The following is a 26,835-nucleotide window of genomic DNA, read 5'->3' as shown; positions in this document are numbered from 1 at the left end:
GCTGATCACCGCCCTCTTGCCTCTGGCGGTGCCAGCCGCTGGGCATCCCGCGCCTTGAAGGCTGGCTTGCTCCACCAGTAGTATTGACCGATGTCAGGCTCATCAATGGTGGCGGGAATGCGGAAGAATCCACTGTCATCGGAGCCATTCACGCCAACGGAATAGATGACTTGCGTGCTGGGGTTCCAACGCATGGGGAGGTCGGTGAAGGGATCCTGGGGGATTGAGGATAGATAGGCAGGCGAGAGTTCACTCAGGTCATCAGGCAACCGATGGTGATCCAGTTCGTAGCGGCGCAGGGCGACTTGCAGGATGACTTGTCTGTGGATGGTTGCGTGACCGATCTGGCGGATCAGGGAGTCCTGGAGGTCTTGGGCATCCAGCACGCTGAAGGCGATGCCGGTGGTGTTGGGATTGAGCCAGAATCGCACGGGTGACTGGAAGATCTTGCCGAGATTCTGCTTGGTTGTCTGATGGGCGTCGAATGCTGCCTTCCAACTGGTTTCAAGCCCCTTGATCAGCTGCCGATGCATTTCCAGGCGTGTGGCGAGGGTGAGATTGGGCTTGAGCAGCATGCCCTTCAAGGGCTCTGGGTAACCTTTGAGGTCCAGTTTTCGAGGATCGACCGCTAGGGCCACGCCGCTCTTCGTGGCTCGATAGGCCTCGGCGGTAAACAAGTATTCGGCCTTAAGAGTGGCGATGAAACCGATGAGGGAAGGGTCAAGATCCTCCAGCTGTTTCTGGATTTTCATCAAGCTGGCCGAAGAGATGGCATTTAGAGCGAGCGGGCGTTCCAACTGGAGAACGGCGGTGCGCTGGATGGCAGAAGCCATCATGTTGTGAATCAAGAGACCTCCGGCGTTGTTTAGCCCATGAGCGAACTTTGCAAGAGAAAGAGTGGTTAGGGCGGATTCTTCCGGAGAGGTGGATTCGTCGAGGCCAGCTTGCACCCGGATTAGATTGGCAACTGGCATCAGGTGTTTCAACTGATGATCCAGCGATGTCTCAAGGGACTCGCCAGGTTCCGTCGGCCATCGCCAGGAGTCGGGGTTGGTTTGTAAAAGCTCCTCGTACGCCTTGAGGACCACCGGGCGGTTGTTCAGCGCAGTTTCCTGGGGTGAAGGCCCTGCTGCTCTCGGAGTTTTCTTCTGCAGAGGTGAGGCTTCTACAGGGTGTTGCTGGAGGACTGTGAGAAATTTCCTCAGAGGATTGGTCTGATTGAATTCTGACGATTCCGCGGACACGGCCGGGGCCATGTCGCTGGCATCAGGTGGTTCGATGTCATAAGTCGCCAAGAAGGCGATGAGGGCGGTGACGAGCGAAAGTGCCAAAGCAACCACGACGATCAGTGCACGGCGACTGGAGTGTGCCTGAGTGGTGTTGGGATTTGAGATTGCTGACATGGGGAAGGGCACGGTTATGAGTTGAACTCAACAGTCATCCTGAGCAGGTTTTGTGAATGGTGAGTCAGTGGGGGGAGTGATCAGTGTTCTGAGCGGAGGGTATTGATCCCCCTGGCTAAACGGCAAGCAAGGCGTCACTGAGTCTGACTGGAAGGGGGCCACCAGTACTTCACTCCGATGTCTGGAGGGTGTCGCGAGTCATCCTCCTCGTCTGAGACATCCCCGTTGTTGGAGATCAGATCTGGGCCGATGGAGTAAACAACGTTCTTTTCGCGGTTCCAAACCAATGGAGCATTGGCAAAGACATCGTTGGGTGTGTCTTGTAGGATCCCTGGGGCCAAATCAGAGAGTTGATCGGGAAGTCGCCCTTGTTCGAGTTCGTAAATCCGCAGCGCGAGCGTCACACGAGTTGCCTCGTAGAGGGCCTGTAGCGACATGGCATCGCGCAGGCTGTCCCGATTGGTGCGTGTATGATTTCGCAGGATCTGCCAGCCAAGGATGTTGCAAGTGTAGAGCGCCTGTCTTCGTGTTGAGTTCGCATCCAAACGTTCCCAGCGCATGGCCTCTTGTTGATAAGCAGCGAGCCAGCCTTGCTTCAGGTGTTCAAGAGTGGCGTTCTCCCACAGACACCGCAACTGAAGGGTTTGATTGCGTTTGAAAGTGCTTTGGAATCCGCCGTTCGAAGCGAAACCACTCGGAATAAAGGGGTCGCTTCGGACGAAAGGACCTATGCCGGGCTCGAACACTTCATCGAGTGTCAGCCGGAACTTGAGGTAGTCCATTTTCCGGACTGAGATGAATTCTGGGATTCCTGGGGGAGGAAGGTCTGACAGTCGGCCAAGCCATTGGCGGAGGTCTGTTGCCGTCCAGGATTGAAGCTTGGCAAGGTTGCCCAAATGGTGGAGACCCTGAGTGTAGATGGACGAGCCAGCATCAAACAGGAATGTGTCGCCGCCCGCCCTGGTCATCCCATGGCCAAGCTGGAAAGTATGCGAAGCGAGCCGGATGGCCTCTTCGTTTGCGCCAGAGCGCGCGTGTTTGAGGCTTCGATGAAGGGTGTCGGTGAGCGGCAGATTGATCTCGCGATGGAAGGCATAGGCAGCTCCATCCGTGAGGTGTTTCTTCGGCCAGCGCCAGGAGGCACTGTTGCTGTTCAGGAGGTCTCGATAAGCTGCCAGGTCCTCTTCCGTGCTCTTTGGAGGGATGGGGGAGTGAGGGGGATCGAACTCTATGGGGTATCCGGTGATTCCAACTGTCCGCAAGTAGATGGACAGCGGATTGGGGAGCTCTGTTGTCTCATCCGCTTGTGGTAGCAAGTGCGCATCGTCGGGTGGCGGACCATCGCGGAACACCAACCATGCGAGCACTCCGAGCGACAACAGAAACAATCCCGCGAAAGTCAGGAAGACGCTCCGGGCATGTTTTCGGGACTCCATGGTGCGCGTGATGTCGGGTTGGAGGCAGGTGTGGGGAAGGTGATGGCAGGAGGGATGCAGCTATTTTCTCGGCAAGGGCACGCAGAGGACGGTGGTATCGGAGGCGGTGTGTCTCCGCCTCCCACCGGGCTCTCCCCACCAGTAGAGCATGCCCATGTCTGATTCACCGGGCGCTGCGGGACGCCAGAATTTGCCGCCGTCGTCGATGAAATCGAGTCCAACGGAATAGAGTGCCTGTTTGTTTGGGTTCCACCGCATGGGAGCGTTGGCAAAGGGGTCGGTGGGGACTGCTGGAAGATACTTGGGCACCAGTTCGTCCAATTGGGCTGGAAGTTTGTCTTGGTCGAGCTCATAGCGCCTGATCGCGATCTGAAGCAGTGTCAGCCGATGAGCGGTGATGCACTGGGCAAACTCATCCAGCAGGACGGGCATCTTGCTCAAATGCTGCTGATGATGGTATTCCCCCAACGGATTTGGATTCAACCTGCGTTGGGCCAGGTGTCGCGTGGCAAAGATAAACTCCCTGTTCGTATTTGCTGCTATCTGGAGGCCTTCTTTCCAGCTTCGGCCAAGAGCTGCCAGGAGAACCTGGTCATACTCCAGTCGCATCGTGCAAGTAATGCCCGGCTTGAGCAGGAGCGAGGCAAAGGGGTCGAGCCGTGTTGTGCCTTGATACTCGGTAAGGTCATCAGCATCGGCCAGTTGAGGAAGGGATGCGCTGAACTGCGTGTAGTCGATTCGCAGGGCTCGTTGAATGTCGCTGACGCCCAACTCGCGAATGGTGAGCTGTTGCTGGAGTTCCGAGAGTCGGTGGGGTCCCAGGTGACGCAAGACGAGGGTCCTTTCCAGTTGGGCCTGGCTCATGCGCAGTGCGGTGGTGCTGATCACCAGATGCGCCAGACCGCATGGCTGGCGCTGAATGATCTCAGAGAACTTGGCGAGGCTGGTGAATGTCGCCAAAGCCAGATCCTGATCTCCAGATAGCATCGCCGAAATGGCGCAAAGATTGACCGCCTGCAGCGCCTTTCTGACGGCGGCTGGTGATCCTGTCGTCCAATCGTTGGCCGGACCGATGCCCAGTTCCGCCCAATACCAGTCCTCCGGTCGAGTCTGATTCACGAGGTGGTCAAATGCCTGCAGGAGAATCTGACTGTTCTGTGAAGTGACGACGAACCTTGCATCGTCGCCATAGTCACGTGACGGTGTCTCAGGCACACTGATCACCTGGGTGATCTCAGGAATGGCCAGGAATGCTGCCAAGGGGTTGGGGGCCTTCTTTGTCGCTCTTGGTGAAACAAGCTCTTTGGCCGTGATGGAGTAGGTGGAGTCATCCGGCATGGGCAGGTCCCACGCCTGTCCGTACACATGAGGCAACCCGGAGAGCAACAGGGACGCGAAGCAAAGGCATGCTAAGTTGTGGAACATGTGTGAGTGTGTATGGACTCTTGGAGGGGCGACGGGATGGATGGCCTGAATGTGATTGTTCCAGTGCATCAGGGGGCTCGGGAAGGCTAATCGAAATGAGTGGGTGGGCAGACGAAAAGGAGACGACTTAAGGACCCGTCGCGGCTTGCGGTGGAGCGGGCTTGGAAGATGCGCTCTTCTTTTTGGTGCTTTTGCGACCAGCGCTATTGCGTTGCGACTCGAGCCGCTGCTCCTCGCGCCATTTCGCCGCGGCATCGCTCCACCAGTAGTGCATGGCGAGATCGGGGCCCCTGCGGCTGGCGGGCTTGGTGAAGGTGCCACCGTTGTCCGTGAAATCCTCGCCGATGGAGTAGAGTACCTGAGTGGCGGGGAGCCACGTCATAGGAAGGTCGGTGAAGGGATCGAGAGGAACCTCGGGTAGGTACTGCGGGACGAGGATGGTTAGTTGATCGGGTACTTGACCGTGGTCGAGTTCATAGCGACGCAGGGCGAGCTGGAGAACGGTCTGGCGGTGGAGCGCGATGTCGGTGAGTTGGCGGCCCAGAATGCTTTTGGCTGACCCTGTATACTGGAGGTGATGGTAGTCGCCTACAGGGTTGGCGCTGAGCAGGCGGCGGATCTGCGATTGGGTTTTTGCCTCGAACTCATTTGCCAGGGTTGTCTGCAGGAGCAAGCCTTCCTTCCACCCTTGATGGAGTGTGGCGATGGTTGCCTGGTCGTGTTGGGCGCGAACCGTGCAGGACATGCCTGGCTTCAGCAGCAACGGGGCGAAGGGTTCGAGGAGCTTTGTGCCGTGGTATGCTTGTAGGTCGGCCGCATCGACCATCAGTGGGATCATCTCTTTGAAGATGGCATATTCAATGCGGAGGCTGAGTTCGTAGTTGGTACGATCTTGCTCAAGGCCAGTGAGCAGCTGCTGTAAGACGGCGAGACGGTCGGCAGGAACGGTCTGGAGTGTGAGAGCTGCTTCCAGGCCGGATTCACCCATCCGTTGGGCGTTGCCGGCCACCAGGAGATGGATGAGTGTGCCCGGGCGACGTTGCAGGGCTGATCCGAACTGAATGAGGGAGGTGAGGCTGTAGAGGCACTTTTCCCATTCACCGTCCGCAAGCTCCAAGCGGTAGCGGAGACGGATGAGGTTGGCTATATTCTGAATTGAGGAGATGGACTCACCCGTCCACCTGGTGGCGGGCTCCGTGCCCAGCTCTGGCCAGCGCCACTGTCCAGCCTGGGGCGAGTGGAGCAGAGTGTCGAAGGCGGCAAAGGCCTGGCCCTGAGTGGCGAGGAACGTGCGAACTTCGGCTTCGGTTCCAGGCTCAAGCGTGCGCGCCCGGGAAGGGAGCTCCTCCACTCTCTCCATTTTGGCGGCTTTCAGCGCATTGACCAGGTCGGCCAAGGGGTTTTTCGCCGCCTGCGATGTTACGGCAGGCAGTTGTAGCTCCTGGGTTGTCACCGAGAGGGAGGAGTCGTCCGGCATTGGGACGTCGTAAAAAAGCAGCAGACCGATGAAGGTGATCATCAGTGCCAAAATGAAGCCCAAGATCAGCAACAAGGCGCGGCGAGTTTGCTTTTGAATCTGCCGCTTGTCCAAGTCGGGGTCGAATGGAGAGGAATCGGGTGGCACGGACGTCATAGGGGGGGCACCCTTCGGGAGAGGTTTTTGGGCGATATTGGGTTATGCCAAAAAGCTCTGAAGACGTCTATCCAAAGACATCGGGATTCTCCTTATATGCGGGCGAATGGTCCCGGGTTGCTGTAATTTCTTTCTTCCCTTGCCATTTGTGCTAGACTTTGCGCCCCATGACCAAAGTCGGCCTCGTTTCCCTCGGATGTGCGAAGAATCTCATCGATTCTGAGATCATGATTGGGCACCTGCAGCAGGCAGGGATGGCCATGACCCCGCAGGCGGAGGAGGCAGATGTGCTGATCATCAATACCTGCTCCTTCATCGACATGGCCAAGAAGGAGAGCATCGCCAGCGTGCACGAGGCCGTGGACGGCCGTGCGGAGGGCGGGAAAACCCGGGCCAAGCAGAAGATCATCGTGGCGGGGTGCATGGCCCAGCGCTTTGCCCAGGAACTGCCGAACCTCATGCCTGAGGTGGATGCCTTCATCGGTCTGGACCAACTCACCAAGGTGGCCCCCATCATCGAGGGGCTCATGGGCAAGAAGCGGGAGGAAGACGAGGCCCCGGAAAACCACGTCACGGAGAAGCCGCAGTACATCCCGGACTACGACACCCCGCGCTTCCGCCTCACGCCGAAGCACACCGCCTACATCAAGATCGCTGAGGGGTGCAACCATCCCTGCTCCTTCTGCATCATCCCGAAAATCCGCGGCAAGCACCGCAGCCGCACGCAGGAGAGCGTGGTCTTCGAGGCCAAGGCGCTCATCAAGAGCGGGGTGAAGGAGATCAACCTGATCTCCCAAGACACGACCTACTTTGGCATGGACAAGTGGGAAGGGCAGCGCCCGAACCCGCGCAGCGGCGTGGACAGCAGCCGTGGCGAGAGCTTGGCCACCCTGATCCGCGAACTGAATGCCCTGGAGGGCGACTTCTGGATCCGCCTGCTCTACACCCACCCGGCTCACTGGAGCGATGAGCTCATCCAGGCCGTGGCAGAGAGCGAGAAGGTGGTGAAGTACGTGGATATCCCGCTCCAGCACATCAGCGACAACATGCTGACGCTGATGAAGCGTGAGACGAATGGTGCGTACATCCGTGAGCTCATCCAGCGCATGCGCGCCGGCATCCCTGATATCGCCATCCGCACCACGTTCATCGTCGGCTTCCCCGGTGAGACAGAGGAGGACTTCGAGGAGCTCGTGCAGTTCATCGAGGAGACCAAATTCGAGCGCGCGGGCGTGTTCAACTACTCCCGTGAGGAGGGCACGCGTGCCGACAAGATGGAGGGCCATCTGCACCACTCCACCCGCAAGCGCCGGTGGAACGAGGCCATGCGCGTCTTGCAGCATCGGGCAGAGGAGTTCAACGCCAGCCAGCTGGGCAAGACCTACCGCGTGCTGGTGGAGAACCCCGGAGAAGGCCGCTCCTACATGGACTCCATCGACATCGACGGCGTCGTATTTGTCGATCCGGCACTCCCAGTGGGCGAGTTCGCGGAGGTGACAATTTCCGACTGGCGCGGCTATGACCTCGTGGCACAAGGCGGCCTCAACGGTCGTGACGGGGGCCGTGAGGCGTTCCGCGAGCGGGTGCCGAAGATGGCTCAGTAGATCCCGCTTAGGGCGGGATCGTTGAGACGCTGCGCTGGTTGGGGCCAGATTGGCGGAGTTGACGCCGAGGCTGCACCTTGCTGCCATCCTTTCAGGATGGGGCCGTTTTCGCCGATCCCCGGGGGTATGATGCCTTCGGCATCGGGGCCACAGGTCGGTCCGGGAGTGATGCATTCCGATGCAGCCCGCCTATCTCGGGAGGCGGAGAACTCAGAAAGTGCGACGGAGCGGGATAAGAATCTTTTGGCTCCTCCAACCTTTAGGGGCTGGGGGCATGACGCGCTGACGCACCGCCCGCTGATGCACTGGGAAGCTACTTCGCCTGGATGGCGGCTGCGATGGTGTCCACGGAGCGCAGGACCTCGCGGGCGGCGGCGGCATCGGCGAGCTTCAGGCCGAAGCGCTTCTCCAGGGCGACGGCGAGCTGCAGGGCGTCCACGCTGTCGAGGCCGAGGCCTTCCGGGCTGAAGATGGCGGCATCGTTGGCGATTTCGTCGGCACCTTGGGGGAGCATGAGCTCTTCCACCATGGCTTCTTTGATTTGCTGCCGAAGGGCGTCGAGGTCGAGGTCTGCCATTTTGCTGGGGTCGGATCGGAGTTGGACGGGAAAACTGAAGCAGGTGGGGGGCTTTGCTGAGAGATCGGAGGTGGCGGGCTCAGAGGATGCCACCGTCGATCTTGAGGGCGGCTCCTGTGATATAGGCAGCGGGCTGGGATGCAAGGAAAAGGACGGCGGCAGCCACTTCTTCCGGCTTGCCCAGGCGGCGCATGGGCACCCGCATGGCGGCGGCCCGGCGTTCCTCGGGAGACATCTGAATCAAGGCATCGGTCTCAATAAAGCCGGGGCAAACTGCATTTACCGTGATGCCAGCGCGGGCCACTTCCTTGGCAAAGCTCTGGGTCAGGCCAATGATGCCGGCCTTGGCGGCGGCATAGTTGGTCTGGCCGGCAGGGGCCATGAGAGCGCTGAGGGAGGAGATGTTGATGATGCGGCCGAAGCGCTGCCCCATCATATGCTTCACCACCGCGCGGCAGCCCAGGAAGGTGCCGGTCAAGTTGCTCTGTAGGACATCTTGCCAGATGGAATCAGACATGGTGGCCAGCAGGGCATCTTCATGGTGCCCGGCATTGTTCACCAGGACGTCCAGCTTGCCCGACGCGCCGACGATCTCGGCAATGGCCGCGGTCCACTCGACATCCACTGTCACGTTCAGCGGAATGAGGTGGCAACGCTTGGGGTGTGTTTCGGCGAGAGCCTCAGCTTTGTTCCGGCGCTGGCGAACGCCCAGCCAGACGACGTTGTCTGGGGCGGCCTCAAGGAACGCAGTGGCGAGGGCGATGCCCAGGCCGCCATTGCCGCCGGTGATGAGAGTGACTGTGGGCATTAAAAAGATGCGGGAGAAAAAAGGTGGGAACGAGGTAAAACGAAGATGGATGCGGGGAGGGCGGGCGTCAGGGCTGGCTGGGAATCGGTGCGGGCCCCTGCAACACGGCGCCCACAGCTTGTTGGGTGAGGCCCACCGCGCTGATGAAGGCCTGGCTGGCGAGGCCGCGCTGAAGCAGTTCGCACGCGAGGACCGTCTGCCAGCCTGAGGTGATGGCAAATCCCTCCCCTAGAACGGGCCGGACGCCATAGGAAGGGGCATCCCAGTCCTGCCAGAGCTGTTGCTCAGTGGTGTCGCCCCGCGTGCGGGTACCATCGGAGGCCAGGGCTTGGGGGTTCGAGCCATCACACAACACGGTTCCTGGAGCGCGGTGGCGTTCCAGGGCCCGCCGAACGGCCGTGGCGGCCTGGGGGCGGTCGCGCTCCTGACCGTAGGTGAAGGCCTCAGTCACCGCGCGCAGGGTGATTGCAGAATCCGTTGATGGGGACGTGCCGCCTTTCTCCAGCAGCACGGCTGCGGCACCCTCCGCGGAAACTGCCTGCGGAGCAAAGAGCAGGAGCGCCTCGTCTGAGATCCAGTCCAGCTCCTCCGCCGCGATGACGAGGCAGGCGTCCACCAAGCCGTCATCCAGCCACTGGGCGGCCAGATCCAGGCCAGCGAGGAATTGGGCGGAGTCACCCACGAGCGTGTAGTTCATCTCCGGGGAACCGAGGAGCGAGGAAACATGGCTGGCCGGGGCATTGTAAACCGTCTCAGGGAAGAGAATAGGGCTGGCCAGGAGGGGATTGGCCAGAACCTCCGCGTAGAACCGGCGGCTGAACTGCACGCACCCGCTCATGGTGCAGAAGATGGTGCCGATACGGCGACCGCTGCTGCGGACCGCCTCAAGGTGGCTCTCGCCCAGGGCCTGTACCGCCGCGTGCACGGCGTGGCGGGCGGCCGCGGTGGTGCGGCGCAGGCGGGGTTGTTTCATCCAGTCCGGCGTAGCGGGCATGGGCGGCACGCGCCGGAACATCCGTTCCGGGGCCTCCGGGACACGGCGCTCAGAGGTATGAGGTAGGGGCGAGTCAGCCAGCACAGCGTCTGCCAGCGCGGTGGCGCTCCAGCCGGCGGGAGACACGGCCCCCCAGCCAGTGAGGTGGATCGTGGCGGATGAGCCTGAAGAAGGGGGCATGGGAGAGGTCGGCGGTGTCACGCTCTGGAGGTGGGGTGCTGGAGGACCAGGGTGGCATTGGCTCCGCCGAAGCCGAAGGAATTGGTCAGCACGCAGTCGAGCTGTGCCTGGCGGGGCTCGCACACCAGGTCGAAGGTGCAGACCGGGTCTGGGGTGGATACAGGGGCGTTCGGTGGCACGAAGCCTTCACTCAGTGCGATCACGCAAATGGCGGCCTCGACGGCCCCAGCGCCGCCCAGAAGGTGACCGATGGCTCCCTTGGTGCTGCTGACCATGATGCCAGGAGTGTGGGGGCCCGCCCAGCGCTGGATGGCCATGCCTTCTGCCACGTCATTGAGCGGTGTGCCCGTGCCGTGAGAGTTGATGTACTGCACCTGCTTGGGCTCGACAGTGGCCTCCGCGCAGGCACGCGTCATGCTGATGAGCGCGGCGTCCCCCTGCGGGTGCGGCTGGGTCAGGTGATGGAGATCGGTCGCCGCGCCGTATCCGGTGACTTCCGCCAGGATGTTAGCTCCGCGGCTGACGGCATCCTCATACCGCTCCAGAGTGAAGACGGCCGCTCCTTCTCCCAAGGCGAGCCCGTCGCGCTGGGCGTCGAACGGGCGTGGGGAGGTGGTGCTGAGGGCTTGGAGAGAGTCGAAGCCAGCGAACACCATCTGGGCCAGGGCATCGTAACCACCCGCGATGGCGCGGGAGGCACGGCCGGTCTTGATGAGCCGGAAGGCATGGCCGATGGCATTCGCTCCGGAGGCGCAGGCGTTGGAGATCATCGTGACCGGACCCTGGACACCCAGGGCATCGGCCAGGAACTGCGCTTGAGTATGCGGTTGGTACAGCACCACCTTGTGCGGCAGGGTGTGGGCCTCGCCCGGGGTCTCCACCTTCTGGCGATAGTAGCTCTCACCCACGGCCATGGCCCCGGCACTGGTGCCGAGCACGATGGGGATGTCTTCCGCGATCGTGCTGCCTGCGTCTGCCGTTGCCTGCCAGCCGCTCTGGGTGAATGCCTCTGCTCCGGCATGAATCAGCAGGCGCGAGGCGCGATCCAGTCGGGCGAGCTGCCGGCGCCCCAGCCGCGTTTGAGGCAAGGGTTGGTCAAAGATCACCTCGCCCGCCTGCTGCACGCGCTGGCTGGAGGCATCAAAAAGGGTGATGGGGCGCAGGGCCTGCCGGCCCTCGCGGAAGCCGTCGGCATTCTGTCTCCAGCCGATGCCCATGGAGGTAATGATGCCCACGCCGGTGACCACCACGCGAAAGGGCGCACCGGGGGCGGGGGAGGAGGGATACGGCATGGAGGAATGACGGGTGAAATGAACCTCCACCTCTAGCGAGGGTGCACGGGGCGCTCAAGGGGATCTTGGTTGGAGTTCGAGGTTCGCATGGCGCCGTGGAGCGGGCAGGTTCCAGAGGATGTTTCGTCCATGAGGTGTTTGTTGAGTGTGAAGGCTTGGTGACGGGAGAAGTGGGGAATTCAGATGGGGCGCCCTTCTTGATCAATGCCTGGCCTGGCAGACGCACTTGTGAGGGCCGCTTCCCGGTGGCGACTGCTTGCGGAACGGAGCGGATGGGCCTAGTTAAAGCTTTGGTTCTGAGCGCACCTATTCTGGTTGCCCGGTACTGGTGCTGTTCTTTCTTCCCGCCCCACTGATGCCCATTCTCCACGAACTCTGGCTGCAAACGCTGAACCGGCATGCCGATGCCGTGGCGGTGCGAGACGCGGCCACAGGTGAGCAGTGGACCTTCTCGGCCTTGCAGGAGGAGGTGGCCCTGCTCGCCCCGCTGGCACCCAGGCAGGTCCATGTGGCCTCCATGCGCGGGGCAGGTGGAGCTCAACAGTTTGTATTGGAATGTCTGCGGGCCTGGCGGGATGACGCTGTCCTTTGCCCAGTGGAGGTGGAGACGCCGCCGCTCCTGGCGGATGCGGTGGCCCGGGGTACCCAGTTTGCTCCGGAGATCTGCCACATGAAGTTCACCTCTGGTTCCACGGGGCAGCCGAGAGGCGTGTTTTTCCGTGGCGACCAGCTCGCGGCGGATGCGGAGAACATTCGGCAGACCATGGGGCTCGATGCTTCGTGCCCCAATCTGGCTGTGATCTCCCTGGCGCACAGCTACGGGTTCTCCAACCTCATTCTCCCATTGCTGCTTCAGGGGCACCCCATGGTGTTGGTGCCGGATCCCATGCCGTCTTCCAAGCGGCAGGCACACACCCTGGGCATTCGCTACACGGTACCTGCCGTCCCTGCCATGTGGCGGGCCTGGCACCAGGCGGGGTTGTTGAAGGATGCACCCATTGCCCTGGCCATCTCAGCAGGCGCTCCGCTGCCCCTCCAGCTGGAGGAGGAGGTCTTTGCGCAGGCCGGGATCAAAATTCACAACTTCTATGGCTCCAGCGAGTGCGGTGGCATTGCCTATGACGGCAGCAATGCTCCTCGCGCCGATGCCAATTTTGCCGGACAGGCCATGCAAGGCGTGAGCCTCACGCTGGGTGGGGATGGGTGTCTGTGCGTGCACAGTAAGGCGGTGGGAGAGGGCTACTGGCCCGCCGAAACCGAAGACCGGACGATCCTGGGCGGCGGAAGTTTCCGCACCAGCGACGTGGTGGACCTCGACCGCGAGACCGGCAGGGTGACCATGCGCGGGCGCCTGAGTGACACCATCAACGTAGCAGGCAGGAAGCTCAACCCTGCGGAAGTAGAGGCCGCTCTGCTCTCATGCGAGGGGGTTCGCCACTGCGTAGTCTTCGGCGTGCCCAGCGCGGATGAAGTGCGGTGCGAGGAAACGGTGGCCTGTGTGAATGTGGACACCTCCGTCGGCGTGCGGCAGGAGGATCTGGTACGCTGGATGGGGGAACGTCTCCCGGGTTGGCAGAGGCCACGTCGCTACTGGTTGCGCCAGGACCTGGTGCCCAACGCCCGGGGCAAATTCTCCCGGGCCGAGTGGAGGGGGAAGTTCTTGGAGACGGGATTGGCCGGGTTCCTGAGAGATTGACTGCTTGGTCTTTGATGGGCTTTTGGTGGATTCAATTGCGTGATTCCTGGAGGTCAGGTAGTCTCAAGGCGAATTTCACCAAATTCTCGCAGCGTCCTGGATCAACCCCTCACGAGGTTCGGGCCAGTTGTGATGTGCATCTGTAGAACCACAGTCGCCCTGTGTTGGGGCTCTTGCGATTGCGACCCTCTGGGCAGCGCAACCGATGGCGGCAGCTTGCGCTTGTGTTGCGTGGGCACGGGTGGAGCCTGAATTTGACAGGATTGACAAGATTTTTGAAGGATTAACAAGATACTGTGATGGAGCTTTTGGGTGAAGCTTGTGCGGTGGCAAGTAAGAGAGAGGGGGAATCTTCTGAATTCGGAAGTGAATGCAGGCGGGAAGTTTCCTTGAACTCATGGTGCAAGACGTCGGAGCCGTTTCGGAAGCATTTGAAAATTGCGCGGGGGTGGAGATGAGAGATGACGGGAAGCTGGTAGTGAGAGTTGGCGAAAACTGAGTGGTTGCCCTGGATGTTCTTATGAGGGATGCAATGAAATCAAACGGGTGGATGGCCCGTCAGGTGGTGGTTCTGCTGCTCTTGAGTATGTGCGCATGCCGGACGCCGGTGAGGAAGGCGAGAACGGTGACGTCCGGGCCCGGCACACTGGCATCATGGAATAAGGGGTTCGCTTTTGAAGATTCCCAAGCGAGGTTGACCGCAAAGGGGGGGATGTACTTTTTTGAGTTGATCCCCGAGAGAGGGGCGGGGACGGTGGCCTTTCTGACTAGAGGATGGTCAGAGTCTCGAACCGTGAATTTTCTGCAGTTTGAGGCGGTGGTAATGGTGTTGCCGGCACCCCTCAGTGTTGGCAGCACCTATGAGCTGAGGTGGGCAGATCGTGCCTCGCCAGGTGCGCTGCTACCTGGAAATGTGGTCGCTCTCGGGCGATATGAACTGGCAGTGGAATCGGCGGTTAAGCCCGGGGGACGGGCTGGCACGGTGAGAGTTCTGGAGACCCGTGGGCGCACCTTGCGACTGGAAGTGAACTTGGCCATTCCCTACGAGGGTTGGTATGTCAACTCGCTGATGTGGGGCCGTATCCAAAACAAATGGTCGGCCGAGGTCCGTGCGATCAAAGCGCCTTGCAAGGTCAGACCGTTTCCTGAAGGAGCGAGTCAAACCGTGGGGAAAATTCGGTTGGGACGAATGGTTGAAGAATAGTGAAGTCGGTGTCATGGCGAGTCGCGGTTGACCAGTTTGTCATGGGCTCGCGAGAGTTGAGTATGAACCAGCGCATCACAGTTTCTGTCGGCTTGACCGTTTCAGTGACTGCCCTTTCTGCCTGGATCGCGTGGTTTGATCCTTTCCCTTCGAATTTGATGAGGGAGACGAACAACCTGGGCTTCGCCCTGGCAGGCGGCGGATTGGCTGGTGCGTTGACCGCCTGCTTCTGTCGGCCACGGAGCATCCGAGCCCTTCAGCTACATGCACTGCTCGGAGTATTTGTCGCCGTTGGAATGTTTGCGGTGTCACCTCTGAACGCCATGGTGAGAGGGGGGCAAACGCAAAGTCCGGCACTCTATTCCACGAGGGGCATGATGAGTGGATCTGAACAACTTGATGTGATCGAAGGGGGGAAACCTTATTATTGGAAGCCCGTAGACTCCATGATGAACTTTCCGCCCGGCAGTTGGAGGATCGCAACGCCATCCCCTGAACAGGTGTTGCTGGAGCATGTCGAGATCCGGGGTTTTCAGATTCTGCTCATGGATGATGTGATGGAACCGGAGGTGGCTCAATCATGGGCGGTCACCAGCGAGGCGTGGCGACAGATGTGGTATGGGATGTGTTTGAGGACTGCGCCCTTCGAACCTGAAAGGACTGAGATTTTGCTCGTCAGCGGTCTTCCAGCTGCGCAAATGCAGATCCCGTCGAGGGAAGACCGGGCCGGGGCCGGTGGTGGGACCGTTCTAGAGACGTTGTGTCAATTGAAGCCCAAGCACTACACAAGAATTCAGGCGCGATGGCCTGCGGGAGTGGATGGTGTCACAATGGTCGCGCAGACCATGGAGATGCTGAGATCGGTGCGGTTACGTTGAAGCCGATGCAGGATGAAGGTCTTCTGAATCATCTGCACAAATGATAGACAATCTTCTTACAAACAGACGGGGTAACTGGTGTTTCGTTTAAGAATGAAATCATTGTTTGCTGCAGCTCTGATGGGGCTGATTTGTAGTGGTTCGTTCAGAGCCGCAGAGCCGGCGATTGAGTTTGATCCACGTCCGGAGTGGGGCATTCCGCCAGAGGCACATGATCAGCCGATGGTGAAGGTGGAGCCAGGGACCACTTTGGCGGAGCTTTTTGGGAATGCCATTGAGAAGGTGCAAGTACGCTATGTTGATGCCAAAGTTTGGCCGGAGGCAGATCACCAGAAGGTGAAGGCGTATTTGGCCAGTATCCTGGCGAGTGAACACAGCGAGTGCTATTCGTTCCAGATCTGGTCACAGGGTGTAGGCGTGCCGGAGATGGAGTGTCTCATCGAGTTCAACCAGGACTATCAGAAGCAACTTGCTGCGGAAAAGAAACGCTACAGGACTGGGAGACTCCTTGTCTGGAAAACGGAAGCCTGTTTTCGGGACGGAACGGGGCGCTGGTGGTTCGTAAACAATTTTCACAACTATCACCGATCTCATCCTCAAGGGCAGCGAAACTTGAGCAAGGGACCTTGAGCTTGAACGGAGCGATTCCGAATCGCTGCGTATGGGATGAATCAGGATTGTGGTCTTTTTCTCTGTTTGATAGGCTTGTTGATTCTCGTCAATCCATCCTCCTTGGAGCCCTGTGTGAGCTATGATGCGGCGAACCTTCCTTAAAACTAGCACCCTGTCTGTCGCCACATGGGGTGCTGTCGTTCTGGCCCGTGCGAATCCCCTTGCAGTGGCACTTGTCGAGAAGACTTGGGAGCGTTGCCTGATCGGTGTGGGCGCGGAGACGGCGACCGTTTCTTGTGCCGTGGGGTACGTGGCAAAGGGTCCGTTGCAGGATCCGCTATTTTTCTCGGTCCCTGTGATCTGGCCGAAGGCACTTGCACAAGACCCGGATCAGGTGATCCGGGAGGTAGATCCCCGCCTGGAGCTCGAGGGAATCGTCCATCGCCCCAAGGGAGTTCAATTTACTGAAGATGCCTCATTGCCTGAGGGGATGAGGCTTGCGCAGTGCCGCTTCATTCTGGGGGCCGCACCCGCCCCGCAGTTTGCCCTTGTCGTGACCTATGAGCAGCCTCTGATCCGCGGACTGGTGGCGTATCTGCCCCAGTTTGAGGAAGGAAAGAATCCGGCCTCAGGAAAGGAGTTCAGCATCAGTTTGTTTCCGCAAGGAGGCGGAGAGTTGGCGCTGGTAAGCAAGCATGAGGCGAAGGCGACGACGATGGCCACGCGCATCACCATTCAACCCCGGCACAAAGAGCTGGTGTTAGTGAGAAGTGGCGTTTCAGGAGCAGCGCTGAAAGCAGCCCAGTAATCGATTTCGAGCCATGAGAACGAAGATTGTTGCCTGGTGTTTGATGTTGATCGTGGGGTGCACTGCGACGCTGCGGGCAGAGGACAAACTCATTCCCTCTGGGCGCGCAGAAGAACAGTATCTGAAGGCAGACGTGGTGTTGTACTTCGATGGCCCAGATGCGATTCAAATCGAGCGCCCTGAAGGGCAGCGCGAAGCCTTCACACTGGAGGTCTTCACCGCCAAGGTGGCCAAGGCTACCAAGGAGCGGAAACTCGCCGTGGTTATCATGAGCAAGGTCACCAGGATGTGGCCCGACGACAAGTTCAAGGCGGCGATAGATGATCTGGAAGCGCGGCTGAAGGCGCAAGGTTTCGCCAAAGTGGCCATTCATCTCGCCAGCGGCACTTTCCCCACTCCGATCTACAGAGAGTAAGAGAACGCCTCTCGATTCTCCGCATTTGCCATGACCATCGACCGTCTTGATCACATCGTCCTCACAGTGCGTGATGTTGACGCATCCTGTGAATTCTACACTCGTGTGTTGGGTATGGAGGTGGTAACCTTTGCAGGCGGGCGCCGGGCGTTGAAGTTTGGTCAGCAGAAGATCAATCTGCATCCAGCAGAAGCTCCCGTGGCTCCGCATGCGATGCATCCCACGCCGGGCTCGGCGGATCTGTGTTTGATCACGACCTCAACCATGGAGGAGGTGTTGGCGCACCTGGAAGAGCAAGGGGTGTTTGTCACGGAGGGGCCAGTGCCGAGGACGGGGGCCGTAGGGGCGATCACGTCAGTTTATTTCAGGGATCCGGATTTGAACCTGGTGGAGGTGGCGGTGTATGGGGAGGGCGTCTTCTTGAGACAGGATTAACAAGATTTTTTAAGGATTTACAAGATAGGAATTAGGTGGGGATGGAGCTAAAAAAGATGAGAGGTTGTATGGAGTGACGATTTTGTGGATGGGTCGAATAATTGAGATCAAGAATGGTATGAGGAAGAGATTTTATGCACTGTGGTTCGCGTTCGTGTTGAGCGGTCTGATGTCTGCGGCGGAATTGCCGGAGGGTGGTCTGGGTTTGTTGACGAGGATTCCGGACCTCTTACCATCACTGACCAAGGAGGAGGTGGCGAAGGATTTTGGCCCATGGAGTGATAAGGTCGCCAAAGTATTGCTAGGGTGGGGGATGGAGCAGACGATTTCTTTTAGCCGGGCTCACCGGGAGCTTTCACCCCGCATCCCTGTAGCGACAAAGATCGTGCTTTATTCTTTGGTGCCAGCGCAAGGGGAAGCATTACGGAAGCGTTACCCTGAGCGAGTCCAGGAGTATGAAAAGTTGCCCAAGTTTCACGGCTATCCCGTGTTGGGTTCTGTAAATATGGAGGCCGACGGCGAAGCCGGACGTTGGAGTGACTTCTTGAAGAGCCAGATCATTCCGGGACCCAGTTTCCTTTGTGATTTCGAACCGCGTCACGGATTGAGTTTCGTGTTGCCAACCGGCCAGGTGGATATTTTGATTTGCTTCAAGTGCAGTGAACTATCGCTGCCCGGTTCGGTTAAATTGGATGTCCAGGCCAGCCCGATGTTCAGCCCGGTGGTTGAGCAGGTGATGAACCGCCTGCTCGACAAGAACAAGGTGATCCGAGATGATCCTCAGAAGAAGCCTGCTGCGGCCGGGCAGTGAGAATGAGTTCTGTACGTCGGAGACATTACTTTAAGCGATGATGAGAAGACTTGTCACTTTGATGACGGTTGGTGCGCTGGGGGCGGTGGTCTTGATCTATTTGAACCCAGTCAGCAGCGGAGGATTGCGTCTGGGCTGGCTGGCCGCATTGGGGTTGAGCTGGGCGGGCCTGCTGTTTCTCGCTTGGAGACGTGTCTGGGTTCGGTGCCTGTTGGTGATTCTACCAATCTTGATCGTTACGCCGCTCCTGCTGCCTGCAAGAGAACTCAATCAGGATGACCTCGTGAGCCGTTACCTCAAGGAGCTGTCCGGATTCGATGGTTCTCCTTACCATTGGGGCGGGGAGGACCGTCGAGGCATTGATTGTTCTGGACTGCCGCGTCGCGCACTGAGGAACGCCTTGATTTCATATGGCCTTCTCCATGCGGATGGGCGGGCGCTACGGCTGGCTCTGGAGCAGTGGTGGCATGATTCCAGTGCAAAAGCCCTGGGTGAAGGCTATCGTGACTGGACTCATTCACTGGGGCGTACGGGTACAGTGAAAGCCATGGACTATGCGGGACTTGAGGCAGGTGATCTTGCCGTGACCAAGGGCGGCGCACACGTGTTATGCTACCTGGGAGATGGACGTTGGATTCAGGCTGATCCTGGATTGGGAAAGGTGGCTACTTTGGATGGCAGAAACGACTCAAACTACTGGTTCGAGTCCAAGGTCTCGCTGCATCGGTGGCAGGTGCTGATGAAACCTTGATGAGGTGGGGCATCGAATCACCGGAACGCATGGAGCGGTAGACATGGGAAACAGACGAGGGAGAAGAAGACGGTGGAGGCTGGTGGTCGGGGCGACCTTGATCTCTGGTGCCGCCTTGTTGTGCTGGGCTCATTGGCCGACATCGGCATTGCCAGCCGGGACCCGCTTGGATCGTCTGGTGGTCAGCAAGTCCCAAAGGAGGCTTGACCTTATGCAGGGTGGGAAAGTCGTGGCGAGCTACCCGGCATCCTTGGGGCGGCAGCCGGTCGGGGCAAAGGCGAGTGAGGGCGACATGCGCACACCGGAAGGGGTGTACCGCATCTCCCAGCATAAGGTGGACAGCACCTGCTATCGGGCACTGCGGATTTCCTATCCTTCACCAGAGCAGCAGGCCGCCGCCAAAGCCGCTGGACGCGCTCCTGGTGGCAACATCATGATTCATGGTCTGAAGAATGGCTGGGGATGGCTGGGACGGTGCCATCGCTGGTGGGACTGGACGGCGGGGTGTGTGGCGGTGACCAACGCGGAGATGGACTTGCTTTGGGATGCGGTGGCTGACGGCACGCCCGTGGAATTGAGACCCTGAACAAATTGGGCTGGAGCAGTCAGCGAATTTCGATTTCTAGATACCATGCTGGTCACTCACGCAAAGGCAGACTCTGCCAGTCTCCCGATCGCCCATCCGGCAGTGGCCGCGGTGTCTGCGGCGCGATTGCGCGCCACGGTTGAGGCATTGAATTATCCCCGGCACTATGTCGCGCAACGCAGGGACAATGAACGGGCCCGGGACTGGCTCGTGGAAGAGTTGCGAAGTCTGGGATTCGTTGTGCGGTTGCAAGGGGCGTACGACAATGTGATTGCGGAAGCGCCCGGAGAGGCTGGCGCCGCAGCAGGATCGCGTGTGCTGCTGGGGGCGCACTATGACACGGTCAGCACCACGCCAGGAGCAGATGACAACAACAGTGCCATCGCGGTTTGTCTGGAGGTGGCCCGCGTCCTGGCTGCCGAGGCCTGGAAGGCGGGCTCATGGGCTGGGGTGCCGGACATAGCCATTTTCAATCGTGAAGAGGATGGGTTGATGGGGAGTACTGAGTTCGTGGCTTCTCTGGATGCCGCAGCGCGGAAGCGTCTGAGGGAGACTCACATTTTTGAGATGGTGGGTTATTTCACAAATCGTCCGGGGTCGCAGTCCAAGCCAAAGGGATTGCCGGTCGCTCTACCCGATCAAGGGAACTTCATCGGATTGGTGAGCAACTCAAAGTCAAACTCCATCGCCAGCAGGGTGCTTCGTGCGGTGCGCCGAGGCGGTACCCAGACGCCCATGGTATCCTTGAAGGTGTTGTTCGGTCTGGAAAAACTCTTTGGCGACCTGCTGCGGAGCGATCATACTCCCTTCTGGAAAGCGGGCCTGCCGGCTCTCATGTGGACGGATACCTCCAATTTCCGCAATTCACACTATCATCTCCCTACTGACTTGCCGGAGACTTTGAACTACGACGCGATGGCGGACGTGACGCGGATGATGGTTGAACATCTTTTCGCCAGCCCATGCCTTGCCTGAATGAGGGAGTTAGGTCATGAACCGACGGCAGCCATCGATGTAGTTTTTTTCAGAAAGGGCCCCGCCATGGGGCCGGCAACACGACGGCAAAGGAAAAAACGCCACCTTTGGGAGGATCCGAAGGGCAAAAGTGTCGCGAGGGGGTGGACAACAGGGAGTTCGGGTGATATGGCGGGGCGGTCGGGGCAGGAGCAGCGGGCTCAGCCCGGTATTATTGCGATCGCCCCAAATAGTTTCATCAAAAAATCCCTCCATGACCTCGCTCAGAGACGCCGTCGGCCATTTGTATCAAGCCCTTGAAGATCTGGCCCAAGATCATGAGGAGCTCACCGATACCGATGTCCGGGAAGCCCTGGCAGAGACGCTGAATCACTACTTCACGTGGGAGCAGCCGCAGGAGACGATGCCGGAGACCTACTTCATGTTCAGCGCCAAGGGTGACCGTGGCGTGGCCAATGCGGTGGCGGAATTCCTTTCAGAAGCTCTTCCTGCAGCGCATGCCGAGGGCATTGGCAAGGGCCAGCCAAGGCATGATGTGCTGCAGGATGACTCCATTTCCACGGACAACGGTGAAACCTACGACCTGTTCATCGGCCAGAGCGATGAGCCCCGTCCAGTGACCGCGCTTCACGCCATCCGGTTCGAACCGGGTGAGTATGATGAATAGGAGGGTAGAGGGGAAAGGGATAAGGTAAGAGGGGCTGAGGCGCATTGAGACCCGTTTGAGGGAGGGTAACGTGTGTCACCCGCGCCATAGGTGTGAGGGATCACGATGATGCAGTCGCCGGTGATGGCTGATGGCGGGCTGACTCCGGATCGAGTTCGAAAAGGCGTGCTCCAGAGGGGGCTGGCTGGTAGGCTGAGCGTCATGAAATGGGTTGTCGTAGCGCTGTTCATGGCTCTGACAGAGGTGTCCGTGGCCCGAGCGGCCGATGGTGACAAGGTCTACCTGTTGGAGGAGGGCGAAGACGCGACGAGTACGCACTACTACTTCTTGTACTGTGTGGGGGATATGGTGCAGCGGGTGAGATGGGTTTGGAACGGAGGCGCGCAGAATGATCCCACCGTGACGGAGTATGTGATGAAAGGCGGCACCGTGAGGGTGTCGCACCTCAAGGGCGTCAGGGAGCAACTGCCGGATCTCCTGGCGGGGAAGGAGCCGTCTCTCAAGACGGTATCGAGTTATGTGCTGGGTCCGGAGAAGGGTTATGACAAGGAAGATCAAATCCTCGCTCCCTCTGGCAAAGCGGATCAGGCCTTGACGGCTGAACAGCGGGTGGACCTGTCCAATCTTCTGGAGATCCTGGCTCGAGAGCGGCCGGCGGAAGCGGTGCTTCGGTGAACTTGGCGAGCCCGGCAGTACCTTTGAGGGTCGGTTCGTGGGAAGTTGGTGCAACGAAGGCGTGAGCGATGGCTTTGCAGCCGCCGGTTGTAAGGCGGGCACTCCTATGCAATGGGAGCGCATGTTGAAAGTTGTGATTAAGGCGCTGGCGGGTCGCTTTGGCTACTCCATTGCGAAGGCCCGCAAGACAGAAGCAGGAGGGAAATCAGCGATGGCGGAGCTCAAACGCCTGATGAAGGACGTGGCGGAGCCCGTGGTCTTTGATGTGGGCGGGCATCACGGTCTCATGGCCAACGCATTTCGCGAACTGCTGCCAGGCAGCCGAGTTTATTCGTTTGAACCCTTCCATGATTCGTTTGAAGTGCTGAAGGCCGCGGTGGCTGACGATGCCAGGGTGCGGGCGCTTCCCTACGGTCTTGGGGAGGAGAATGGACCACAGACGTTTCATGTGAATGCGCATGCGGCGACAAACTCCCTTCTGCCCACGGATGGCGAGGGGGCAAGGACTTGGGGGGAGGGCCTCCTGAATACGGCCCGGACAATGACGGTGGAGATTCGAACGCTGGATTCGGCGATGCACGAGCTGGGAGTGCCGCGCATCCATCTGCTCAAGTTGGATGTGCAGGGGGCTGAGCATCTGGTCATGGCAGGTGGCAGGGCAGCCTGTGAACTGGGCAATATCGAGGTGCTCTATGCTGAGATCATCACCCGGCCGACCTATCAGGGGCAGAAGCGGCTGGATGAAGCGCTGAAGTTCTACTACGAGCTGGGTTTTGAACTGCACAACTTCTACAACGCCTCGCTCACCCGGGATAATCAGCTGCGGCAGGTGGATGCGATTTTTGTGAAACGGGCGCGGTGAACGGCGGGACACGTGCAATAAAAAAGGCAGCCGGTAAGGGCTGCCTTTTTTGTTCATAGCCGATGATCGATCAGGGGAGGGGCTTGATCTCGAGGTCCTTGTAGAAGGCGACGCTCTTGGGGTCGTGACCCTGGATGGCGATGGTGCCTTCGCTCAGGCTGCGGCCGGGCATGCCTTTGAGGGTTTTGGCGGGATCCCAGTCATCGGGCTGGGTCCAGTCCACGGTGGTTTTGCCGTCGATCTTGATCGTGATGTGCTTGCCTTCGACCTTGATGTAGTAGTCCGACCAGACGTTGTCCTTGTTGGGGGCGTTGTCGAGCACGTCCTGCACGGCGTAGAGGCCGCCCGTCTTCTTGCGGTCGGTGTGGGTGGCGTTCACCTGGCACTCGTAGCCTTTTTCAGGCCAGCCTTTGTCCTGGTAGGTGGTGTGGATGTAGATGCCACCGTTGGCACCGGGGGTGGTCATGAACTTGGCCTTGAACTCGAAGTTCTTGAACTTGGCGTTGCCATCGGCACCGACGAAGAAGATGTGGGCGCGGCCACCGGAGACCTTGAGCTTGCCGTCTTCCACGGTGAAGGAGCCGGGGACTTCTTCGTTGGACTTCCAGCCGGAGAGGTCCTTGCCGTTGAACATGCTGGTCCAGCCGTCTTCGGCGAGGGCGACGGCGCTCATGGCGACGACGCTGAGGAGGGTGAGAAACGTGGTTTTCATCGGACGCGGATTTTGCACGAGCGCTGGTGGTTGTCACCCAAATTCGGTGAGACAGGCGTGGCTGGGTGCAACTGGAGACAGGATTAACAAGATTTTTGAAGGATTTACAAGATGGGGAAAGAAGTGGTGGCCGAGTGCGGATCGGCCGCTCATTCATCGGGGCCAGTCTTTCAGCGCGATATTCGGTCTGGAGACTTGGGGGAGGCCGTTCTACTGTCAGCCTCCGATGGGAGATGACTCAGTGAATGTGGCATGCAAGGTGACGCCAAATGCGCGGCGCAGTGAGATCATTGGCTGGGGAGCGGACGAGCAGGGGAGGCGCGTGTTGCTGGTCAAACTGGCGGCTCCAGCGCTGGAAGGGAAGGCCAACAAGGAGCTGGTCCGTTTCCTGGCAGAGTGGCTGGGTTGCGCGAAGGGCGAGGTTAGCTTGTTGCGAGGGGATACCAGTCGTACCAAACTCCTGCAGGTGCCTGCAACGGCTCAGGAGAGGCTTCAGGAGGTGTAGGCGCTATATCTGGCCGGGCTGAAGCCGAGCGATGTGTTGGGGGGCTCCCAAAAATGAAAAACCCCATTCCAGACGTCGCTCGATGGCGGCGGAGGAGGATGGGGTTTGCTTCAGGACAGGTGCCTGGAGAGATTTCTGTTTGAATGCGGGATTCCCCCCAATGGGGGTGCCCTTGCACAGGGCGTTTGGAGGGAATCCCAGCGATCAGATCGCGGCTGGATCACTCACGGCAGGCCAGCACGCAGGCGCTGGCCCGCAGCAGGTTAGCCTTTGATCTTGGAGACTGCCTTTTTACGGCATTCGACGGCAAGTTCCCAGGCCTTGTCGAGGCCGAGCTTGGCGACGGAGAAGGACTTTTTCACCACTTTGCCGGGTTCCGGGCTCCAGGAAGCCTCCACGTGCTCATAGACATACTTCTTGTCGTCTTTGGTCACGATGGTCTTGCGGAGGCGGACGCCACGGTAGCCGGAGGTGTTGCGGGCGGAGATTTTTTCCGCGAGCTCACGACGGGTATAGGGCTTGAGTTTCTTCTCCATCTTGTCGCGAACGGTGCGAGCCTGCTCCAGGGCGCCCTTCTTGCCGCCATGGGCGGAGTCAGAGAAGAACTGGTTGAAGCGTTGTCCGCGACGATAGATGCGGACTTCGAAGCCGCGCACGGGGCGCTTGCCTTCACCACCGGTGTTTTCAATCCGGGTGATGTTACGGTTGTTTGGATCTTTGGCCATAGTTAGTTGGTGGGTTAGGGGTTCTTGGTTGTTTTACTGGGGTTCTCCACAATGCCTTGGTTTGGCAGATGGGCCTGTTTTTGGAACGAGCGTTTCACGGGTCAGTGTGAGCGCTGATGAGCTTCCTGAACAAGCCCCTCAATTGGAGGCTTTTTGGGCCAGGGCATAGGGAAAGGGGAATGTCGTCCACATGCGAAATGGTATGGATTTCGCGGATGGATGACGTCAAAAATGCTTCGTCTGCCTCGCGCAGGGCGGAGACGGGAAGGTTGTCTTCAAACACGGGGATGTGGTGCTCCCGGCAGAGCTCCAGCACCAGTTCACGGGTGATGCCGGGGAGGCACCCAGAGCTCAGTGGTGGCGTGTGCAAGCTGCCCTGGCGAACGAGAAAAACATTCGTCGTGGCCCCTTCGCAAAGATGACCAGCCGTGTTCGCAAAAATGGGTTCGCCCGCTCCGTGGGCGCGGGCGTGGTTCAGGGCGATAACATTCTCGCCGTATGAGGTGGATTTCACCCCGGCCAGTGCTCCGCGTTCGTTGCGGGTCCAGGGGACGATGGCGACACGCTCGGCTACCGCACGTTCCACCGCAGGTGTGGCAGTGCAGATCACCGTGGGCTCCACTGAGCCTCGCGGCGCTCCCATCGACCCTTCACCTGCGGTCACGGTCACACGCACACGTGCATCCGTATCCTCCAGATGGTTGGCAGCGATGGTTTGCTCGATCATGTCTTTAAATGCGATGAAAACAGGAGATTGGACGTATATTTTTTGGCAGGAATTCACCAGCCTATTCCAATGACGCATCAGGGAAAAAGGTTTTCCCTTATAGGCCTTTAGGGTTTCAAACACGCCGTCACCCACTGAGAACCCTTGATCCTGTGGCGACACGCGAGCTTCGCTTTGCGGCACCACCTTGCCTCGAATCCAAACAAGAGGTTCAGCAGATGACTTCATGAAATTATGACTGGAGCACGAAACCATCGTTCACGGAAAAACTGGGTGGATCAAACCTATCATGCATTAGGGTGGTGGAGTAGTGGACGGAAAAACTGGATTAGGCCGAGCGAGGTCCGGTCGGAGAAAATGGCAGGGCCTTTCTGCCCATGAGAGGGGAGGGGTGATGCAGCTTGCTTGTGCCCGCGTCACTGCTAACGCATGGGCACATGCTCCCCGCCATCCTTACCGCCTTCTTGTTTGCCGGTTCAGGCATATGCGGGCAGCGGGCCGCAGTGGGTCTGGGGCCGCTGAAAGCCAACGCCCTGAGGCTGTTGCTGGCGACCTTGGCATTGGGATGTTTGGCGGGTTGGACAGGTCCGGTGGATCTCACTACGGGTACGGCGCAACGATTGTTCTACAGTGGCGTTGTAGGATTTGGGGTGGGTGATGTCGCGCTTTTTCTTGCCTATCCGAGACTGGGGGCTCGCCTTACCCTGCTCCTGTATTTGTGCAGTGCCCCGTTGTTCGGAACCATAGGGGATATTTGGCTGGTTGGTACTTTTCTGACGCGGCAACAGGCCTTGATGGGAGTGGTTATTTTATGTGGAGTGGCCGTGGCCTTGAGCGCGGGGCTCAGATTGCCTCCAGCATTGCGCGGTGCGGGGCATGCTTCAGCCGTGCGTTGGGGCGTATTGTCGGCTTTGTTGGCGGGATGCGGGCAGGGTTTTGGGGCTGCGTTAAGTCGCTTGGCACAAGCAGAAGCCGTGCATGAAGGTTTGGTCATCACCGGCATTGGGCAGGCTTTTCTACGGGTGCTGCCCGGGATGGGCTTTGCCATGCTGACCTGGTACTTCTCGATGAAACTACCCACTTGGCTAGGTGCGCGAAAAGGGGAAGATGAACAAAAATTTATTCGAGGTGCAAACAAGGTTAGAAAATGGACCGTGTGGCTCTGGCTTTTTGCCGCCGCCAGCTGCGGCCCCATTGGTGGAGTCAGTTGTTTTCAGTGGGCGCTGGGTGAGTTGCGCAGCGGAGTGGTGCTGTCCATCACTGCCACGACCCCGTTGTTGGTGATGCCCCTTTCTTATTGGTTAGAGCAGGATCGTCCTGGATGGCGCGGCGTCCTCGGCGCGGTCATCGCCGTGGCGGGAGTGATTGGCATGGTTGTGGCAGCGTGAGCCGTCCCCGGCACCCGTATGTTAAGGAGCGGGGGGAAGGCACCGCCGCAT

Annotated in this window: 27 protein-coding genes; 16 read left to right on the top strand and 11 right to left on the bottom strand. The window is 59.3% G+C overall.

The features are described from left to right. Positions 1–5: 5 nt before the first annotated feature. The 4 genes from BV106_RS32210 to BV106_RS32195 all read right to left on the bottom strand — a co-directional run bounded on the left by BV106_RS32210 (position 6) and on the right by BV106_RS32195 (position 5,888). On the bottom strand, positions 6–1,403 hold the full coding sequence (locus BV106_RS32210; RefSeq protein WP_038171802.1) for a hypothetical protein: 1,398 nt from the start codon (positions 1,401–1,403) through the stop codon (positions 6–8). 134 nt (positions 1,404–1,537) lie between these two features. Next, the gene (locus BV106_RS32205; RefSeq protein ID WP_038171800.1) at positions 1,538–2,839 is read right to left on the bottom strand and encodes a hypothetical protein; all 1,302 of its coding nucleotides are present in this window, start codon (positions 2,837–2,839) and stop codon (positions 1,538–1,540) included. Between the two features lie 60 nt (positions 2,840–2,899). Next, positions 2,900–4,264, bottom strand: coding sequence for a hypothetical protein (locus BV106_RS32200; protein ID WP_265596301.1), 1,365 nt, complete (start codon positions 4,262–4,264; stop codon positions 2,900–2,902). A 127-nt stretch (positions 4,265–4,391) separates the two neighbouring features. Beyond that, the gene (locus tag BV106_RS32195) at positions 4,392–5,888 is read right to left on the bottom strand and encodes a hypothetical protein (RefSeq protein ID WP_265596300.1); all 1,497 of its coding nucleotides are present in this window, start codon (positions 5,886–5,888) and stop codon (positions 4,392–4,394) included. 176 nt (positions 5,889–6,064) lie between these two features. On the opposite strand from BV106_RS32195, the gene rimO reads away from it, so the two are divergent. Further along, on the top strand, positions 6,065–7,501 hold the full coding sequence (gene rimO, locus BV106_RS32190; protein WP_038171796.1) for a 30S ribosomal protein S12 methylthiotransferase RimO: 1,437 nt from the start codon (positions 6,065–6,067) through the stop codon (positions 7,499–7,501). Between the two features lie 313 nt (positions 7,502–7,814). Here the strand turns inward: rimO and BV106_RS32185 are convergent, their stop codons facing one another. The 4 genes from BV106_RS32185 to BV106_RS32170 form a co-directional block, all read right to left on the bottom strand. After that, the gene (locus tag BV106_RS32185; RefSeq protein WP_038171794.1) at positions 7,815–8,078 is read right to left on the bottom strand and encodes a phosphopantetheine-binding protein; all 264 of its coding nucleotides are present in this window, start codon (positions 8,076–8,078) and stop codon (positions 7,815–7,817) included. 79 nt (positions 8,079–8,157) lie between these two features. Continuing rightward, positions 8,158–8,886 (bottom strand): SDR family NAD(P)-dependent oxidoreductase, encoded by a 729-nt coding sequence (locus tag BV106_RS32180; protein ID WP_038171793.1) that lies wholly within the window; start codon positions 8,884–8,886, stop codon positions 8,158–8,160. Positions 8,887–8,953: 67 nt separating this feature from the next. Next, positions 8,954–10,060 (bottom strand): beta-ketoacyl synthase N-terminal-like domain-containing protein, encoded by a 1,107-nt coding sequence (locus BV106_RS32175; protein ID WP_038171790.1) that lies wholly within the window; start codon positions 10,058–10,060, stop codon positions 8,954–8,956. Positions 10,061–10,077: 17 nt separating this feature from the next. Beyond that, positions 10,078–11,352 carry a beta-ketoacyl-[acyl-carrier-protein] synthase family protein gene (locus tag BV106_RS32170; protein WP_051946707.1) on the bottom strand — a complete coding sequence of 425 codons (1,275 nt, stop codon included), beginning with the start codon at positions 11,350–11,352 and terminating at the stop codon, positions 10,078–10,080. Between the two features lie 355 nt (positions 11,353–11,707). Here BV106_RS32170 and BV106_RS32165 point away from each other — a divergent pair, with 355 nt between their 5' ends. The 13 genes from BV106_RS32165 (at position 11,708) to BV106_RS32100 (ending at position 22,727) form a co-directional block, all read left to right on the top strand. After that, a complete protein-coding gene (locus tag BV106_RS32165; RefSeq protein WP_038171789.1) occupies positions 11,708–13,048 on the top strand; it encodes a class I adenylate-forming enzyme family protein in 1,341 nt (446 codons plus the stop codon). A 1,266-nt stretch (positions 13,049–14,314) separates the two neighbouring features. Next, a complete protein-coding gene (locus BV106_RS32155) occupies positions 14,315–15,130 on the top strand; it encodes a hypothetical protein (protein WP_265596299.1) in 816 nt (271 codons plus the stop codon). Positions 15,131–15,223: 93 nt separating this feature from the next. Continuing rightward, complete coding sequence (locus BV106_RS32150) at positions 15,224–15,760, top strand: hypothetical protein (protein WP_265596298.1); 537 nt, start codon at positions 15,224–15,226, stop codon at positions 15,758–15,760. 472 nt (positions 15,761–16,232) lie between these two features. Next, positions 16,233–16,550: a hypothetical protein gene (locus BV106_RS39100; protein WP_265596297.1), complete on the top strand. Its 318-nt coding sequence runs from the start codon at positions 16,233–16,235 to the stop codon at positions 16,548–16,550. 13 nt (positions 16,551–16,563) lie between these two features. Continuing rightward, entirely contained in the window at positions 16,564–16,965 is a 402-nt protein-coding gene (locus BV106_RS32140) for a hypothetical protein (protein WP_265596296.1), read from the top strand. Positions 16,966–16,995: 30 nt separating this feature from the next. After that, positions 16,996–17,400 carry a VOC family protein gene (locus tag BV106_RS32135; protein ID WP_038171776.1) on the top strand — a complete coding sequence of 135 codons (405 nt, stop codon included), beginning with the start codon at positions 16,996–16,998 and terminating at the stop codon, positions 17,398–17,400. Between the two features lie 118 nt (positions 17,401–17,518). Continuing rightward, the gene (locus tag BV106_RS32130; RefSeq protein ID WP_265596295.1) at positions 17,519–18,211 is read left to right on the top strand and encodes a hypothetical protein; all 693 of its coding nucleotides are present in this window, start codon (positions 17,519–17,521) and stop codon (positions 18,209–18,211) included. A 37-nt stretch (positions 18,212–18,248) separates the two neighbouring features. Continuing rightward, positions 18,249–18,962: an NlpC/P60 family protein gene (locus BV106_RS32125; RefSeq protein ID WP_081892512.1), complete on the top strand. Its 714-nt coding sequence runs from the start codon at positions 18,249–18,251 to the stop codon at positions 18,960–18,962. A gap of 43 nt (positions 18,963–19,005) precedes the next feature. Beyond that, positions 19,006–19,548: a L,D-transpeptidase family protein gene (locus BV106_RS32120; protein WP_081892511.1), complete on the top strand. Its 543-nt coding sequence runs from the start codon at positions 19,006–19,008 to the stop codon at positions 19,546–19,548. A gap of 45 nt (positions 19,549–19,593) precedes the next feature. Next, entirely contained in the window at positions 19,594–20,523 is a 930-nt protein-coding gene (locus tag BV106_RS32115; RefSeq protein WP_051946702.1) for a M28 family peptidase, read from the top strand. Positions 20,524–20,776: 253 nt separating this feature from the next. Beyond that, on the top strand, positions 20,777–21,190 hold the full coding sequence (locus BV106_RS32110; protein WP_038171771.1) for a hypothetical protein: 414 nt from the start codon (positions 20,777–20,779) through the stop codon (positions 21,188–21,190). Between the two features lie 201 nt (positions 21,191–21,391). Then, a complete protein-coding gene (locus BV106_RS32105) occupies positions 21,392–21,865 on the top strand; it encodes a hypothetical protein (RefSeq protein ID WP_038171770.1) in 474 nt (157 codons plus the stop codon). Between the two features lie 121 nt (positions 21,866–21,986). Next, complete coding sequence (locus BV106_RS32100; RefSeq protein ID WP_265596294.1) at positions 21,987–22,727, top strand: FkbM family methyltransferase; 741 nt, start codon at positions 21,987–21,989, stop codon at positions 22,725–22,727. Positions 22,728–22,797: 70 nt separating this feature from the next. On the opposite strand, the gene BV106_RS32095 is transcribed toward BV106_RS32100, so the two are convergent. Beyond that, positions 22,798–23,439 carry a DUF1080 domain-containing protein gene (locus BV106_RS32095; protein WP_038171765.1) on the bottom strand — a complete coding sequence of 214 codons (642 nt, stop codon included), beginning with the start codon at positions 23,437–23,439 and terminating at the stop codon, positions 22,798–22,800. Positions 23,440–23,665: 226 nt separating this feature from the next. On the opposite strand from BV106_RS32095, the gene BV106_RS32090 reads away from it, so the two are divergent. Next, on the top strand, positions 23,666–23,944 hold the full coding sequence (locus BV106_RS32090; RefSeq protein ID WP_038171763.1) for a DUF167 domain-containing protein: 279 nt from the start codon (positions 23,666–23,668) through the stop codon (positions 23,942–23,944). A gap of 263 nt (positions 23,945–24,207) precedes the next feature. Here BV106_RS32090 and BV106_RS32085 read toward each other — a convergent pair whose 3' ends face one another. Both BV106_RS32085 and BV106_RS32080 read right to left on the bottom strand, forming a co-directional pair. Then, complete coding sequence (locus BV106_RS32085; RefSeq protein ID WP_009964100.1) at positions 24,208–24,669, bottom strand: AP2 domain-containing protein; 462 nt, start codon at positions 24,667–24,669, stop codon at positions 24,208–24,210. Positions 24,670–24,763: 94 nt separating this feature from the next. Continuing rightward, positions 24,764–25,582, bottom strand: a complete 819-nt coding sequence (locus tag BV106_RS32080) for an aminotransferase class IV (protein ID WP_265596293.1) — start codon at positions 25,580–25,582, stop codon at positions 24,764–24,766. Positions 25,583–25,833: 251 nt separating this feature from the next. Here BV106_RS32080 and BV106_RS32075 point away from each other — a divergent pair, with 251 nt between their 5' ends. Next, a complete protein-coding gene (locus BV106_RS32075; RefSeq protein ID WP_038171759.1) occupies positions 25,834–26,784 on the top strand; it encodes a DMT family transporter in 951 nt (316 codons plus the stop codon). The last annotated feature ends 51 nt before the right edge of the window (positions 26,785–26,835 follow it).

Source organism: Verrucomicrobium sp. BvORR106 (assembly GCF_000739655.1).
In the GTDB taxonomy this organism is placed as follows: domain Bacteria; phylum Verrucomicrobiota; class Verrucomicrobiia; order Verrucomicrobiales; family Verrucomicrobiaceae; genus Verrucomicrobium.
This window is presented reverse-complemented; position numbering and strand designations above follow the sequence as displayed.